This window comes from Microbacterium sp. AC215, assembly GCF_979258645.1.
This window is the reverse complement of record NZ_OZ409869.1, coordinates 120,350-135,768: the sequence shown is the minus strand read 5'-3', so window position 1 is coordinate 135,768 and position 15,419 is coordinate 120,350. Positions and strand designations below refer to the sequence as shown.

The 15,419-nt window shown below is 66.8% G+C and carries 13 protein-coding genes; 1 reads left to right on the top strand and 12 read right to left on the bottom strand.

What is annotated here, in order from left to right:
• Positions 1–31: 31 nt before the first annotated feature.
• The 5 genes from ACZZZF_RS00760 to ACZZZF_RS00740 form a co-directional block, all read right to left on the bottom strand.
• Positions 32–466 (bottom strand): cytochrome c oxidase subunit 4, encoded by a 435-nt coding sequence (locus ACZZZF_RS00760; RefSeq protein WP_053096714.1) that lies wholly within the window; start codon positions 464–466, stop codon positions 32–34.
• 3 nt (positions 467–469) lie between these two features.
• Positions 470–2,203, bottom strand: coding sequence for an aa3-type cytochrome oxidase subunit I (gene ctaD, locus ACZZZF_RS00755; protein ID WP_053096716.1), 1,734 nt, complete (start codon positions 2,201–2,203; stop codon positions 470–472).
• Positions 2,204–2,206: 3 nt separating this feature from the next.
• Positions 2,207–3,106, bottom strand: a complete 900-nt coding sequence (ctaC, locus tag ACZZZF_RS00750; RefSeq protein ID WP_053096718.1) for an aa3-type cytochrome oxidase subunit II — start codon at positions 3,104–3,106, stop codon at positions 2,207–2,209.
• A 96-nt stretch (positions 3,107–3,202) separates the two neighbouring features.
• Positions 3,203–3,568 (bottom strand): iron-sulfur cluster insertion protein ErpA, encoded by a 366-nt coding sequence (erpA, locus tag ACZZZF_RS00745; protein ID WP_053096720.1) that lies wholly within the window; start codon positions 3,566–3,568, stop codon positions 3,203–3,205.
• A gap of 71 nt (positions 3,569–3,639) precedes the next feature.
• Positions 3,640–5,061, bottom strand: coding sequence for a dipeptidase (locus ACZZZF_RS00740; protein ID WP_072591447.1), 1,422 nt, complete (start codon positions 5,059–5,061; stop codon positions 3,640–3,642).
• A gap of 46 nt (positions 5,062–5,107) precedes the next feature.
• Between ACZZZF_RS00740 and ACZZZF_RS00735 the strand changes: the two genes are divergently transcribed.
• Entirely contained in the window at positions 5,108–5,695 is a 588-nt protein-coding gene (locus ACZZZF_RS00735; RefSeq protein WP_053096724.1) for a DUF3043 domain-containing protein, read from the top strand.
• A gap of 75 nt (positions 5,696–5,770) precedes the next feature.
• Here the strand turns inward: ACZZZF_RS00735 and ACZZZF_RS00730 are convergent, their stop codons facing one another.
• From ACZZZF_RS00730 to ACZZZF_RS00700, 7 genes are all read right to left on the bottom strand, one after another.
• A complete protein-coding gene (locus ACZZZF_RS00730) occupies positions 5,771–6,793 on the bottom strand; it encodes a quinone-dependent dihydroorotate dehydrogenase (protein WP_053096727.1) in 1,023 nt (340 codons plus the stop codon).
• A gap of 10 nt (positions 6,794–6,803) precedes the next feature.
• A complete protein-coding gene (gene nrdR / locus ACZZZF_RS00725; protein WP_053096729.1) occupies positions 6,804–7,274 on the bottom strand; it encodes a transcriptional regulator NrdR in 471 nt (156 codons plus the stop codon).
• Positions 7,275–7,284: 10 nt separating this feature from the next.
• Positions 7,285–8,592 (bottom strand): histidinol dehydrogenase, encoded by a 1,308-nt coding sequence (gene hisD / locus ACZZZF_RS00720; protein ID WP_230100779.1) that lies wholly within the window; start codon positions 8,590–8,592, stop codon positions 7,285–7,287.
• A complete protein-coding gene (locus ACZZZF_RS00715; protein ID WP_463496676.1) occupies positions 8,592–10,022 on the bottom strand; it encodes a hypothetical protein in 1,431 nt (476 codons plus the stop codon). The genes hisD and ACZZZF_RS00715 overlap by 1 nt, the downstream gene beginning before the upstream one ends.
• A 113-nt stretch (positions 10,023–10,135) precedes the next feature.
• Complete coding sequence (gene dnaE / locus ACZZZF_RS00710) at positions 10,136–13,654, bottom strand: DNA polymerase III subunit alpha (protein ID WP_053096735.1); 3,519 nt, start codon at positions 13,652–13,654, stop codon at positions 10,136–10,138.
• A 71-nt stretch (positions 13,655–13,725) separates the two neighbouring features.
• Entirely contained in the window at positions 13,726–14,847 is a 1,122-nt protein-coding gene (locus ACZZZF_RS00705) for a hypothetical protein (protein WP_463496674.1), read from the bottom strand.
• Positions 14,834–15,418: an RNA polymerase sigma factor gene (locus ACZZZF_RS00700; protein ID WP_072591451.1), complete on the bottom strand. Its 585-nt coding sequence runs from the start codon at positions 15,416–15,418 to the stop codon at positions 14,834–14,836. The genes ACZZZF_RS00705 and ACZZZF_RS00700 overlap by 14 nt, the downstream gene beginning before the upstream one ends.
• Between the last annotated feature and the right edge of the window lies 1 nt (position 15,419).

The window sequence follows — 15,419 nt, the reverse complement described above, 5'->3', positions numbered from 1 at the left end:
GATGGAGATCCCAGGGGCTTTCTGCGTCAGATCAGCGGGCGAAGTTCCCGCGGTAGTACTCGTAGACCCAGCCGACGATCGCGACGACGAAGATCGCCAGGCCGATCGGAAGCAGGAAGTGTCCGACGGCCAGTCCCACGACGAAGACGGCAGCGGAACCGGCGAGGACGATCGGCCACCAGGACCAGGGGCTGAACTCGCCGAGCTCGGGGTCTCCGTCGTCGATGTCGCTCGTGAGGATGTCCTCAGGCAATTCGCCGTTCTGAGCCTTGTGCGTGCGGTCGAGGTAGAACGCGATCATCGCGCCCATGAACGCGGCGAAGAACAGCGCCACGGTGCCGACCCATTCGATCCGCGCGGCGAAGTTGTCCGACGGCGTGGCGAGGATGTGCCAGCCGGTGTAGACGACGCCGACCAGGGCGAAGAAGGCGGTCAGGACCCACCAGAGGATGACATTGTCGCGCATGGCTCAGTGGCCCTCTCGCTCGCCGGGCGCAGCGGGCGTGAACTCCGCAGCCTCGGGGTGGTTCAGGTCGAACGCGGGACGCTCGCTGCGGATACGCGGGATCGACGTGAAGTTGTGACGCGGCGGCGGGCAGGACGTCGCCCACTCGAGCGAAGCGCCGTAGCCCCACGGGTCGTTGACCGTGACCTTCGGAGCCTTGCGAGCCGTGATCCACACGTTCAGGAAGAAGGGCAGCATCGACGCGCCGAGGATGATCGCGCCGATGGTCGAGACCTGGTTGCCCCACGTCCATCCGTCTTCCGGCGAGTAGTCGGCGTAGCGACGCACCATGCCGTCGACGCCCAGCCAGTGCTGGATGAGGAACGTCATGTGGAAGCCGATGAACAGCATCCAGAAGTGCACGTAGCCCAGGCGCTCGTTGAGCATGCGTCCGGTCCACTTCGGCCACCAGAAGTAGAACCCGGCGAACATGGCGAACACGACGGTGCCGAAGACGACGTAGTGGAAGTGCGCGACCACGAAGTACGAGTCGGACAGGTGGAAGTCCAGCGGCGGAGCCGCGAGGATGACACCGGTCAGGCCACCGAAGACGAACGACACGAGGAAGCCGAGTGCGAACACCATCGGGGTCTCGAAGGTCACCGATCCACGCCACAGCGTGCCGATCCAGTTGAAGATCTTCACACCCGTCGGCACTGCGATGAGCATCGTCATGAGGGCGAAGAACGGCAGCAGCACAGAGCCGGTCACGTACATGTGGTGAGCCCAGACGGCGACGGACAGTGCGGCGATCGCGATCGTCGCGTACACGAGCGTCTTGTATCCGAAGATCGGCTTGCGGCTGAAGACCGGGAAGATCTCGGAGACGATGCCGAAGAACGGCAGAGCGATGATGTAGACCTCAGGGTGACCGAAGAACCAGAACAGGTGCTGCCAGAGCAGGACACCGCCGTTGGCCGGGTCGTAGATGTGAGCGCCGAGCACGCGGTCCGCACCTGCGGCGAAGATCGCGGCGGCGAGCACCGGGAAGGCCATCAGGATGAGGAGGCTCGTGATGAGCGTGTTCCACGAGAAGATCGGCATGCGCCACATCGTCATACCCGGTGCGCGCATCGTGATCACCGTGGTGATGAAGTTCACGGCGCCGAGGATGGTTCCGAAGCCCGAGATGCCGAGACCCAGCATCCAGAGGTTTCCACCGGCACCCGGAGAGAAGGACGCACTGGCGAGCGGCTGATAGGCGAACCATCCGAACGAGGCCGCACCCTGCGGGGTGAGGAAGCCGGCGACGGCGATCGTCGAGCCGAAGAGGAACAGCCAGAACGCGAACGCGTTCAGACGCGGGAAGGCGACGTCCGGCGCACCGAGCTGCAGCGGCAGGATCGCGTTGGCGAATCCGGCGAACAGCGGTGTCGCGAACATCAGCAGCATGATCGTGCCGTGCATCGTGAAGAGCTGGTTGTACTGCTCCTTGGTCGGGATGATCTGCATTCCCGGAGCGAAGAGCTCAGCACGGATGACGAGTGCCATCACGCCGCCGAGGAGGAAGAACAGCACCGAGGCGATGAGGTACATGTACCCGATCGTCTTGTGGTCGGTGGAGGTGATCCACTTGACGACGATGTTGCCCTTCTGCTCGACACGCGACGAGCTCATGAGAGCAGCCTGACGTGCGGGCAGGGTGGTGGGTCGAGAGCGAGGGGCCTCGTCGGTGCGGGGGGCTTCAGTGGTCGACATGGCTTACTCCTCTCCTTCCTCGGAGGTCGGGGCGGTGGTCCCCGGGTAGTTCGACAGACGGTCGTACGCGTCCGTGATGTCTCCCGTGTTGCCTTCCTCCTCGAGAGTCTGGAGGTAGGCGTCGTACTCGTCCTGCTCGACGACCTTGACGTTGAAGAGCATCATCGAGTGGTACTCGCCGCAGAGCTCGGCGCACTTGCCGGCGTACTCGCCGACTCGGGTCGGGATGAAGGACCAGGAGTTGTCCTTCCCGATGTACATGTCCTTCTTGTACAGGAAGTCGATGATCCAGAACGAGTGGATGACATCGCGGGACTGCAGGTTGATCGTGACCTTCTGGTCGACCGGCAGCACCAGCGTCGGGAGCTGCGCCTGATCGATGGTGCCGTCCGCGTCCGGCTGGGCCTGGATTCCCATCGTCCAGACGGCGTCGGAGTTGTCCTCTTCTTCACCGTCGTACTGGAAGTCCCACGCCCACTGCTTGGCGATGGCCGTGATCTCGACGTCGGGTTCGTCCCACTTCGTCTCGATCGCCGACTGGTCACGCGCGGTGAAGAAGAACATGCCCAGCACGAGGATCAGCGGCACGACCGTGTAGAAGATCTCGATCGGCATGTTGTACCGCATCTGCACGGGCAGACCTGTCTGACCCTTCCGGCGACGGTAGGCGATCGCGGCCCAGGCCATGAGGCCCCAGGTGATCACGCCGACGGCGAGGAGGACGATCCAGGAGTTGACCCAGAGCGACGAGACGCGCTCGGTCTGGTTGGTGGCCGCAGGCTCACCCTCCACGAAGCCCGGGAGGTAACCGTTCAGCTCAGTGGCAGTACATCCCGCCAGGGCCACGGCTGCCGCTACTCCCAGGGGGAGAGCGGCCCAACGAAGGCGGCGTTTCGAGGGCACGATGCACCTTTCAGATTGCGGACAGGGCACACCCAAGTCTAGGGCAACCTCACACCTGATTCATGCCAACCACGCAGGTTGGCGGAGGGGTTCGGATCAGTGGAAGCTGTCTCCGCAGGCGCAGCTGCCTGCGGCGTTGGGGTTGTCGATCGTGAAGCCCTGCTCCGAGATCGTGTCCTTGAAGTCGATGGAGGCGCCGTCGAGGTACGGGACGCTCATGTTGTCGATGATGACCTCGACGCCGTCGAAGTCGACGGTCTCGTCGCCCTCGAGGAATCGCTCGTCGAAGTACAGCTGGTAGATCAGGCCGGAGCATCCGCCGGGCTGAACGGCTACGCGCAGACGCAGGTCATCGCGGCCCTCCTGCTCGAGAAGGTTCTTGACCTTCGTGGCCGCGGCATCGGTCAGCTTCACGCCGTGCGCCTGGGTGGTCTCTGCCGAAGTCAGTGTGGTGTCGCTCATGTCGCTCCTTGTGACGGGCCGCGCTCGCACGGCTGGTATCTCGATTTTACCCTCAGGCTCGCGGATGCGGCTCAGATGATGATGTCGTTCATGCGCGAGAGCAGCAGAGCCTCGGTCGCGACCGCATGGCGGAACGTGTCGAGGTGCAGCGATTCATTCGGGCTGTGGGCACGCGAGTGCGGGTCCTCGACGCCGGTCACGAGAATCTGCGCGTCGGGGAACTCCCGCACCAGATCAGCGATGAACGGGATCGAACCGCCGACGCCGAGGTCGACCGGCGGCACACCGTACCCGTCGCGCATCGCATCGCGGGTGAGGGCGACCGCCCAGCCGCTGGTGTCGACGAGGAAGCCGTTTCCCAGGTCGACGTCGGTGAAGGTCAGCTCCGCACCGAACGGCGCGTTCGCGCGCAGATGCGCCTCGAGGGCGGCATACGCCTCCTCCCCCGTCTGACCTGGCGCGACGCGCGCGCTCACGACCACCGTCACCTCGGGAAGGAGGGTGTTCGACGCCGCGGCGACGCTCGTCGCATCGATCCCGATGACCGTGACCGCCGGCTTGTTCCAGATCCGGCTGAGAATGCTGCCGCCGCCGACCGGAGACGTGCCAGGAAGAAGACCCGCTTCATCGCGGAGCGTGTCCTCGGTGTACTCCGGCGTCGGCGCGTCGCGCTCGGTCATCCCCTCGACGGCGACGGAGCCGTCCTCGTTCCAGAGCGTGGCGAGCATCCTCACCGTGGCCATCATGGCGTCCGGAACCGCTCCGCCGAACATGCCCGAGTGGGACGCGTGGTCGAGGGTGCGCACGCGCACGGTGAAGCGCGCATTGCCACGGAGCGAGACGGTGAGGCCGGGGGTGACCGAATCCCAGTTGCCAGAGTCGGCGACCACGATCGCATCCGCCCGGAGCGCTTCCTTGTTGTCCGCGAGGAATTGAGCGAAGGAGCGCGATCCGTACTCCTCCTCCCCCTCGATGAACATCGCGATCCCGAGCTCGAGATCGTCGCCCACGACCTCGGCCACAGCGCGGATCGCGGCGATGTGCGCCATGATGCCCGCTTTGTCATCGGCGGCTCCGCGCCCGTACAGGCGTCCGTCGCGCACCGTTGGTTCGAACGGCGGCGTCTCCCACAGCGCGTCGTCTCCCGGAGGCTGCACGTCGTGGTGCGCGTAGAGCAGGATCGTCGGCTTGCCGTTGCGCGCAGCACGCGTCGCGAGCACGGCAGGCTGCCCGTGCTCGTCGGTGCCCGGGATCGCGGCGCGCAGCACCCGCACGTCGTCGAAGACCCCCGTCGCCGTCGCGAGCGCGGCGACCGCCTCCGAGCTGCGTTCGAGTTGCGTCTGGTCGAACGCGGGCCAGGCCATGCCGGGGATGCGGACGAGTGCGCCCAGGTCGCTCAGCGCGGCCGGGAACCCTGTGGCTGCGGCCTCGAGGACGGCCGGCTCGCGTTCGCTGGACAGATTCTGGTCACCGGGCTGGGCAGGAGATGTCATGCGAGTAATCTTAAGGTGATCCGCCTTCACTGAACCGAGGAACCTCGTGGCCACTACCCCTGTCCCCCCTTCGACGAACGACGACGCCGCCGAGACGACCGCGTCGGGCAAGGGACGCGCGACGCCGACCCGGGCCGAGCAGGAAGCGGCCCGCCGCCGTCCTCTGGTCGCGAACACCAAGGAGGCCAAGGCCGCAGCGCGCGCCGAGCTCAGCGAGCGACGCAACCGCGCGCAGGCCGGTCTGGCGGCCGGCGAGGAGAAGTACCTCCCGGCTCGCGACAAGGGCCCGCAGCGCCGCTGGGTCCGCGACTACGTGGACGCCGGATGGCACCCCGCCGAGTTCGTGATGGGCGTCATGGTGCTCGTCATCCTCATCTCGCTCCTTCCGGCCAACCTCGCCATCGGCGGCTTCGCGATCGCCGGCTGGGCGTACCTGGTCATGATGGCGTACCTGATCCTCGCGATCGGCGGCATGATCCTGCTGGGGATGCGCGTCAAGCGCAAGGTCGCCGCGAAGTTCGGCAAGGACCGCATGGAGCGCGGTCTCGGCTGGTACGCCGCGATGCGGTCGCTGCAGATGCGGTTCATGCGTCTGCCGAAGCCGCAGGTCAAGCGCGGCGACCGCCCCGCCTGATCCCCTGAATCATCGAGAGAGGCGCCTCGTGCTCTATGAGCCCGAGGCGCCTCTCTCGTTCGTACGCGCAGCTTCTCAGCGTGCGACCAGGCCCCGGTTGATCTCGCGTCCCCAGAACGGACCGCGGTACAGGAACGCCGTGTAGCCCTGCACGAGCGTCGCGCCCGCTTCGAGTCGCTCCTGCACGTCCGCGGGCGTCTCCACTCCCCCGACGGCGATGACGCAGAACTCGGCGGGCACGGTCGAGCGAACCAGACGCAGCACCTGAAGCGAGCGCTCCTTGAGGGGCGCGCCGGAAAGGCCGCCCGCTCCGATGCCCGCGACCGTCGCCGCGTCCGTCGTGAGTCCATCCCTGCTGATCGTTGTGTTGTGCGCGATGATGCCGGCGAGGCCCTCGCCGACGGCGAGCTTCGCGATCGCGGCGATCTCGTCGTCAGCCAGATCGGGGGCGATCTTGACGAGCAGCGGAGTCTTTCCGGATGCCGCGCGCACCGCCCTGAGCAGCGGAGCCAGCGTCTCCACCGCCTGCAGTCCCCGAAGACCCGGGGTGTTCGGGGACGAGACGTTGACGGCCAGGTAGTCGGCCAGCGGGGCCAGCCGCGTCGCCGAAGCGACGTAGTCGGCAGTGGCGTCCTCGACGTCGACGACACGGCTCTTGCCGATGTTGACTCCGATGACCGTGTCAGGGGCGCCGCGACGCAACCGCGCGAGGCGCCGGGCCGCGGCATCCGCGCCCTCGTTGTTGAATCCCATGCGGTTGATGACCGCACGATCGGCGATCAGCCGGAACAGTCGGGGCTTCGGGTTGCCCTCCTGCGGGATCGCGGTGACGGTGCCGACCTCGACGTGGCCGAAGCCGAGCGCTGCAAGGCCGCGGACACCGATCGCGTTCTTGTCGAACCCGGCGGCGATGCCGAAGGGCGAGGAGAAGCTCAGTCCGAGTGCGTCCACCCGCAGCGACGGGTCCGGCTTCGTCAGTGCCCGCGTCGCCCAGGAGAGCGGCGGCACTCCGAGCACGCGGATCACCGCCATACCGGCGTGGTGGGCGAACTCGGGGTCGAAGCGCGACAGGACAGCGCGAAAGAGCAGCGGATACATCACTGCCAGATTACCGGTCGGCAGGCTCCGGCTTGACGTGGTCGGCGCGCAGATCCGTGATCGCGCTCTCGAAATCCTCGAGCGAATCGAAAGCCTGATACACGCTCGCGAACCGCAGGTATGCGACCTCATCGAGGTCGCGGAGGGGTCCGAGGATGGCCAAGCCGATCTCGTTCGTATCGAGCTGCGAGACACCTGTCTGCCGCACGGCCTCCTCGACACGCTGAGCGAGGACCGCCAGATCGGCCTCGGTCACGGGGCGCCCCTGACACGCCTTGCGCACGCCGGAGATCACCTTCTCGCGACTGAACGGCTCCATGACGCCCGAACGCTTGATGACGTTGAGGCTGGCCGTCTCGGTGGTCGTGAAACGCCCGCCGCACTCAGGGCACTGACGACGGCGCCTGATCGAGAGACCGTCGTCGCTGGTGCGGGAATCGATGACGCGAGAGTCCGAGTGACGGCAGAAGGGGCAGTGCATCTGACCGATCCTACGCGGTGAAACGCGCCTCGATCGCCTCGCCGTGCGCGGGGAGCACTTCGGTCTCGGCGAGGGCGACGACCCCCTCACGGACCTCGGCCAGGGCGGCCCGATCGTAGGAGATCACCTGCTGCGGACGAAGGAACGTGTAGGCGCCGAGTCCCGGCGCATAGCGCGCCTGTCCCCCGGTCGGCAGAACGTGGTTGCTGCCCGCCATGTAGTCGCCCAGACTCACCGGCGTGTGGTCGCCGACGAACACCGCACCTGCGCTCGTGAAGCTGTCGGCGGCGTCCTCGGCATCCTCGAGGTGAAGTTCGAGGTGCTCGGGAGCGTACGCATTGCTGAACGCCGTGGCCATGGCACGGTCGTCGACGAGCACGATGGCGGACTGCGGTCCGTCGAGAGCTGCGGCCACCCGGGTCGCGTGACGGGTCGCGCCGGCCTGCCGCGCCACCTCTTCGGCGACACGATCGGCGAGCTGAGGCGAGTCGGTGACGAGGACGGCCGAAGCCTGCTCGTCGTGCTCGGCCTGACTGACGAGGTCGGCGGCGATGAGACGCGGGTCGGCGGCGGCATCTGCGACGACGAGGATCTCGGTGGCCCCCGCCTCGGAGTCCGTGCCGACGACCCCGGCCACTGCCCGCTTGGCGGAGGCGACGTAGTTGTTGCCGGGCCCTGACAGCACGTCGACCGGGTCGAGTCCGATGCCGGCGACGCCGTGCGCGAAGGAACCGATGGCGCCGGCGCCGCCGATGGCGTACACCTCCGTGATGCCGAGGAGGCCTGCCGCGGCGAGGATCGTGGGGTGGACGCGACCTCCCTGATCCGCCTGGGGCGGTGAAGCGAGCGCGATCTGCTCGACGCCCGCGACCTGGGCGGGGACGACGTTCATGATGACGCTGGAGGGATACACCGCCTTGCCGCCGGGGATGTACACGCCCGCGCGGTGCACAGGCTGCCAGCGTTGGGTGATCGTCGCGCCGGCGCCGATCCGGGTGATCCGACGTTCGGGAACCTGGGCTTCGGAGGCGATGCGCACCCGGCGAATCGCCTCGTCGAGGGCATCGCGGACAGCAGGCGCGAGGGTCTCGAGAGCATCGGCGATGTGCTGCGCGGGCACGCGGATCTCATGACCCGTGACACGATCGAAGCGTTCAGCCTGCTCGCGCAGCGCCTCTTCGCCGCGCTCGCGCACGTCGTCGACGATGCGCGTGGCGGTGTCGAGAGCCTCGGCCCGTGCCTGGGTGGCTCGCGGCACGGCCGCGAGCATGTCAGCCGGCGAGAGCGTGCGCCCTCGCAGATCGATCGTGCGCAAGATCAGCCCTTCGTGATGTCTGAGACGTCGTGCAGGTAGCCGATGCGACCGTCGTCGTGTCGGATGACATAGGCGCCACCGCGGTCCTCGATGACGAGCGCCCACGCATTCGGTCCGATTCGGAAGATGACCTCGCCGCGTTCGTCATGCACGTCCCGCTCGGTCGGCGCGAGGATCCAGAAGGGCTGCGGGGTCGAGTAGGCGTCCTGAGGGCTCGTCGCGGCGAAGTCCGAGTCGTGTTCGACGGCGGGGAACGCGGTCGTCTCGGGCGACGAGACATCGCGCGCGGTCGCACCGAGAAGCGACTCGATGCTTCCGGTGTCGGACACGATCTCGGGTTCCTGGCCGCGCGACCGGCGCGAGTACGCCGGGGTGTACTCCTCATCGGAGGTCGTCTCCTCGGTCCCGGTCCCCCCGCCCGACGCGTGGGAGGACAGCGGCACCTGCTCGGCGACATCGAGACGGGCGACCTCATCGGTCGCCTGCTCACGGGACAGTTCGACGTCGATCCCCTCCGCCGAGGGTGTCGTGTAGGCGGTCGGGGCAGCGTCCGTCGCGTAGGCCGTCGGTGCGGCGTCCGTCCCGTAGGCCGTCGGCGCGGCGTCCGTCCCGTAGGCGTCCGTCACGTAGGCCGTCGGTGCAGCGTCCGTCGCGTAGGCCGTCGGCGCGGCATCCGTCGCGGCGGTGTGGGCCTCAGGAGCGACATCGCTCGACGAGGCGGGCGATGCGTACGACGCAGGTCGCAGGTCCGTGTCGGCCGAAGTATCGGCCTCGACGGCGACGGGAGCGTCGACGCCCGGGGCGGCAGGCTCGGGGCGGGGACGCGCGATGACCGGTCGGACCGGATTGGCGTTGCGGTGCGCGAGCGTGACGAGTCGGCCCTGGAAGTCTTCCTTGAGGCCGGGCACCAGCGGAGCGAAGACCGTGAGGACGACGAGCGCGAGCGCTGCGAGCAGCTGAACGACGCCGTTCCAGGGCAGCCCGAAGACACCGAACTCGATCGCGAACGCGACGGCGTTCCAGAGTGCGCCGAGCCAGAAGACCGCTGAGACGGAGAACGCCACGGAAGCGAACTGGTCGATCCCCAGCGAGCCGACCCGGCGGATGCCGTCGGGTGAGAAACGGCGGAGGACCAGCAGGAACACGGCGACCGTCGGCACGCCGATCGGGAGGACCCACTGGATTCCGGCACCCCAGATGGACGAGTCCCCGACGTACGGGAAGAACGACGCGATGAAGGCGATCAGCCACACGCCGACGATGAGCAGCTCCCGCAGGGTGAATCCGAGGATGCCGTACTCCGGCGTCACCTCATCGTCATAGAGGACGCCGTCGTCATCGGAGAAGTCCTCGTCGAGAGGTGACTCGTCTGACGCCGACGACCGGTCTGCAGCTGAGTCGTCACTGTTCAGGAAGGGTGATTCCGTGCTCATGGGGAGGGTCCTTTCGCCACGGTGCAGAGCCTTAGTCGTCGTGCACCCGAACGCGTCCCGATACTACCCGGTGCGTCCGTGAGGACCCATCGAGCGGCAGCGTCCGCTGGTGCTCAGCCCAGGCAGGTCGGCCCGAGCAGCGATTTGAGATCTCCGAACAGATCGGCCGAGACCTTGACCGGCATCGGCACGTCGAAGACCTTCGCCGTGCCGCCGCGGTGCACCCGCAGCACGACCTCGGTGTCCCCGTTGTGACGGCGCAGCACGTCGGCGAGCTCGTGCATCACCCGCTCCGTCGCCCTCTGCTCGGCGAGCACGAGCGAGAGCGGACCCGCGGCGTCGAAGGAACCGACATCCGGCGCGAACGCCGACTGCGCATGCAGGTTGAGTCCGTCATCGCGCTTCGACACCCGGCCGCGCACGGCGAGGATCGAGTCCTGCTGCAGGATGTGCTGGAACTCGGTGTACGTCTTGCCCATGAACATGACCGTCACCTCGCCGTTGAAGTCCTCGACGGTGATCATTCCGTACGGATTGCCACTGGCCTTCGCGACGCGATGCTGCACGCTCGTGACGAGACCGGCGACGGTGACCTGCTCACCGTCCTGCATGTCCTCCGAGTTGATGAGGTTGTGGATCGAGATCGACGCGTGCTTCGCCAGCGGCACCTCGAGCCCGGCCAGGGGGTGGTCCGACACGTAGAGCCCGAGCATCTCGCGCTCGAAAGCGAGCTTGTCCTTCTTGATCCATTCGGGGCGGGCGGGCACCTTGGCAGGCGGCGCCTCTTCCATTCCGTCGTACAGACTGTCGAAGTCGAAGCCGATCGCACCCTGTGCTTCGTTCCGCTTGCGATCCACAGCCGCCTCGACGGCATCCTCGTGGACTTCGAGCAGCGCGCGGCGCGAGTCGCCCATCGAGTCGAACGCGCCGGCCTTGATCAGAGACTCGACCGTGCGCTTGTTCGAGACGTGCAGCGGGACCTTCTCGAGGAAGTGATGGAACGAGGAGAATCGCTCATCCTTGCGGGCCGCGATGATGCCCTCGACCACGTTGCTGCCGACGTTGCGGACGGCACCGAGCCCGAATCGGATGTCGTCGCCGACAGCGGCGAAGTACTTGATCGACTCTGAGACATCGGGCGGGAGCACCTTGATGCCCATTCGACGGCACTCGTTGAGATAGAGCGCCATCTTGTCTTTCGAGTCGCCGACGCTGGTGAGCAGCGCGGCCATGTACTCGGCGGGATAGTGCGCCTTGAGGTAGGCGGTCCAGTACGAGACGACCCCGTATGCCGCCGAGTGCGCTTTGTTGAAGGCGTAGTCCGAGAACGGGAGGAGGATCTCCCAGATCGCGTTGACGGCACCGTCGGAGTACCCGTTCGCGTGCATGCCGGCTTGGAAGCCCTCGAACTGCTTGTCGAGCTCGGACTTCTTCTTCTTGCCCATCGCTCGGCGCAGGATGTCGGCCTGGCCGAGCGAGAACCCGGCCACGCGCTGGGCGATGGCCATCACCTGCTCCTGGTAGATGATCAGGCCGTAGGACTCGTCGAGGATGTCGGCGAGCGATTCGGTGAACTCCGGGTGGATCGGTGTGATCGGCTGCTGGCCGTTCTTGCGCAGCGCATAGTTCGTGTGCGAGTTCGCACCCATCGGACCCGGGCGGTACAGCGCGATGAGCGCGGAGATGTCGCCGAAGTTGTCCGGACGCATCAGGCGCATCAGCGATCGCATCGGCCCGCCGTCGAGCTGGAAGACGCCGAGCGATTCGCCGCGACCGAGCAGCTCGTAGGCGCCGCGGTCATCCAGGGCGAGGTGTTCGAGGTCGAGCTCCTCCCCGCGGTTGGTGCGGATGTTGTCGAGAGCGTCCGAGATGATCGTGAGGTTGCGGAGCCCCAGGAAGTCCATCTTGATCAGCCCGAGCGACTCGCAGGACGGGTAGTCGAACTGGGTGACGATCTGGCCGTCCTGCTCGCGGCGCATGATCGGGATGATGTCGAGCAGGGGCTCGGACGACATGATCACACCGGCGGCGTGCACGCCCCACTGGCGCTTCAGACCTTCGAGACCGAGGGCGCGGTCGAAGACCGTCTTCGCCTCGGGATCGGTCTCGATGAGCGCACGGAACTCGCTCGCCTCCTTGTAGCGGGGGTGCGCCGAGTCGAACATGCCGTCGAGAGGCATGTCCTTGCCCATGACGGGCGGCGGCATCGCCTTCGTCAGCCGCTCGCCCATGCTGAACGGGAATCCCAGCACACGCCCCGCATCCTTCAGAGCCTGCTTCGACTTGATCGTGCCGTAGGTGACGATCTGAGCGACACGCTCGGAGCCGTACTTCCTCGTCACGTAGTCGATGACCTCGCCGCGGCGACGGTCATCGAAGTCGACGTCGAAGTCGGGCATCGAGACGCGGTCGGGGTTGAGGAAGCGCTCGAAGATGAGACCGTGCTCGAGCGGGTCGAGGTCGGTGATCTTCATGGCGTAGGCGACCATCGACCCGGCGCCCGAGCCACGGCCCGGACCGACGCGGATTCCGTTGTCCTTCGCCCAGTTGATGAAGTCGGCGACGACGAGGAAGTAGCCGGGGAACCCCATCTGCAGGATGATGCCGGTCTCGTACTCGGCCTGCTTGCGCACCTTGTCGGGGATGCCGCTCGGGTATCGGTAGTGGAGGCCCGCTTCGACCTCCTTGATGAGCCAGCTGTCCTCCGTCTCGCCGTCCGGCACGGGGAAGCGCGGCATGTAGTTGGCCGCCGTGTTGAATTCGACTTCGCACCGCTCGGCGATGAGCAGCGTGTTGTCGCAGGCCTCGGGGTGGTCGCGGAACAGCTGACGCATCTCTGCGGCGGTCTTGATGTAGTACCCGTCGCCGTCGAACTTGAACCGGTTGGGATCGTCGAGCGTCGAACCGGACTGCACGCACAGCAGCGCCTCATGGGCATCGGCCTCATGCTGGTGCGTGTAGTGCGAGTCGTTGGTGCCGACGAGCGGGATGTTCAGATCCTTGGCGAGCCGGATCAGATCGGTCATGACCCTGCGCTCGATGGAGAGACCGTGATCCATGATCTCGGCGAAGTAGTTCTCCTTGCCGAACAGGTCCTGGAACTCGGCGGCCGCCGCACGTGCGGCGTCGTACTGGCCGAGGCGCAGTCGCGTCTGGATCTCACCCGAGGGGCATCCTGTGGTGGCGATCAGGCCCTTGCCGTATGTCTGCAGGAGCTCCCGGTCCATGCGGGGCTTGAAGTAGTAGCCCTCCATGCTCGACAGCGAGCTGAGACGGAAGAGGTTGTGCATCCCCTGCGTGCTCTCGCTCCACATCGTCATGTGGGTGTAGGCACCGGAGCCGGAGACATCGTCGCTCTTCTGATCCGGGGAGCCCCATTGCACACGCGTCTTGTCGCTGCGATGCGTGCCGGGAGTCACATAGGCCTCGAGACCGATGATCGGCTTGACGCCCGCGGCGTTCGCCGCCTTGTAGAACTCGAACGCCGCGAAGGTGTTGCCGTGATCGGTCACGGCGATGGCCGGCATGTCGTAATCTGCCGCCGCCTGCGTCATCGCCGCGATCTTCGCCGCCCCGTCGAGCATCGAGTACTCGCTGTGCACGTGCAGGTGGACGAAGGAGTCGGATGCCATGCCTTCGAGTCTACTTTCGGCATCCGACATCGAGCGTCGCCGCACCTGCCGCTCCGGGGTCCTGCGTCGCTTCAGGGGAGCGAGTCCACGACGCTCACGGTGAAGACATGCCTCTCGTCTGCCAGGGAGGCGGGGATCAGCGAAGAGGCGACGTCGAGCACCGCGGTCGTCTCCGTGACGAGCCCCGTGGTCGTGTCGATCGTGATCGAGCGCCGCTGAACCGCTGGCTGACCCGACAGAGCCTCTGTCGACGCCGAGAACCGCAGCGTCGCCGAGGTCGCATCGGCGGACACGATCTCAGACCCGGGAAGCATGCTGAGGGCGTCGTACATCGTCGCCCGCTCAGCCCCCGACCCCATGTTGTACGACAGAAGCTCGATGAGGACCCACCCGACCTTGTAGTCCTGATCGCCCGCGACGATCCCCTGATTCTCTCGGATCCACGCGATGAGCGCCGCCGGGTCCGTGGGCATCGCCGAGAAGAACGCCACGAGCCCGTACCCGTCCGGGGTGGCCCAGGGTGCTGACGGCCCGTTCGAGAAGTACGGATCGCCGCCCGAGGCCATCGCCTCCTTGTGCGCCTGGGCGAGCGCCGCGGCGTCCGGCCCGAAGGTGTCGCTCACCGTCCAGGGCTGATCGGTGGCGAAGAACCACTGCTGCGTCGGGTCGGCCGGCGCATAGGAGTTCCAGGAGGAGCTTCCGCGCCAGGCGTTCTGAGCGTTCGACCGATCAGCCTGATATTGCCCGCCGTTCGGATCGGGCTGGTGATAGACGATCTGCTCCGACTGCGTGTGCACGCGCAGGTACTGTCCCGGTGCCAGCGTCAGGCCGGTGAAGGACCGAGCCGCAGTCGCGGCGGCGCCGAAGGCCCCCGCAGCCGTCATCGGCTCCTGTGTCGGCGCGGGCGTCGGCGACGGCTTCAGCGTCTGTCCTGGCTCCCGCGTCGGAACGGCCTCGATCACGGGCTTCGGCTGTTCGGTGAGTCCCGTGATCACCAGCACGCCCGCCGTGGCCGCCAGTGCGGCGCCCACGAGCACGCCGGCCACGAGCCGCTTCGGTGCGGCAGGGCGAGCGGACACCGAGGTCTTCCCCGCGGCGATCTCGCTCATCAGTCGAGCGCGGGCCGAGTCGAGATGCGAGGCCACACCATCGACATCCGGCTTGGTCTTCTGAACCTTCTCAAACACGTCCACGGACTTCTCCTTCCTGCTGCATCTCGAACGAACGGGCCTTTCGCGCCGGATCGAGTCGCGTGCGAACGCGATTCAACCGGGAGCGCACGGTGCCCACAGGCACACCGAGAGTCTCCGCGATGTCTTCGTAGCTCAGCCCCTGCCAGGCGTAGAGCAGAAGCGTCTCCCGATCCTTGGGGGACAACGCCGCGATCTTCTGCCGCAGGGCACGCACTTCGCGCTCGGCGTCCACGCGCCGCATCGCGTCATCGAGTCCACCGAGCGACGTATGGTCCTCCCCGACGACCGCGGCGAACGAGCGCCAATGCCGTGCCTCGACGGCTCTGTGCCGACGGATGAGCCGCGAGGCGATTCCGAGCAGCCAGGGAGAGGCTGAGTGCTTGCTCAGGTCGAAGTCCCCTCGACGGCGGAAGGCGACGAGAAAGGTCTCGCTGAGCACGTCCTCGGCGGCATGGGCACCCACCCGATATGTCGCGAACGCGTTCACCGCACGTGCATGTCGGTCGAACAGCTCGGCGAACGCCTCAGGCCGACTTAGCGACCGCCGGATGATCTCACTGTCTGTGCTCACA

Coding starts and splice junctions, on each gene's coding strand:
- nrdR (WP_053096729.1), bottom strand. CDS start 7,274: ATGCACTGCCCCTTCTGCCGTCACTCGGACTCTCGCGTCATCGATTCC.
- ACZZZF_RS00740 (WP_072591447.1), bottom strand. CDS start 5,061: ATGACATCTCCTGCCCAGCCCGGTGACCAGAATCTGTCCAGCGAACGC.
- ACZZZF_RS00760 (WP_053096714.1), bottom strand. CDS start 466: ATGCGCGACAATGTCATCCTCTGGTGGGTCCTGACCGCCTTCTTCGCC.
- dnaE (WP_053096735.1), bottom strand. CDS start 13,654: ATGGCATCCGACTCCTTCGTCCACCTGCACGTGCACAGCGAGTACTCG.
- ACZZZF_RS00715 (WP_463496676.1), bottom strand. CDS start 10,022: ATGAGCACGGAATCACCCTTCCTGAACAGTGACGACTCAGCTGCAGAC.
- ACZZZF_RS00730 (WP_053096727.1), bottom strand. CDS start 6,793: ATGTATCCGCTGCTCTTTCGCGCTGTCCTGTCGCGCTTCGACCCCGAG.
- erpA (WP_053096720.1), bottom strand. CDS start 3,568: ATGAGCGACACCACACTGACTTCGGCAGAGACCACCCAGGCGCACGGC.
- ctaD (WP_053096716.1), bottom strand. CDS start 2,203: ATGTCGACCACTGAAGCCCCCCGCACCGACGAGGCCCCTCGCTCTCGA.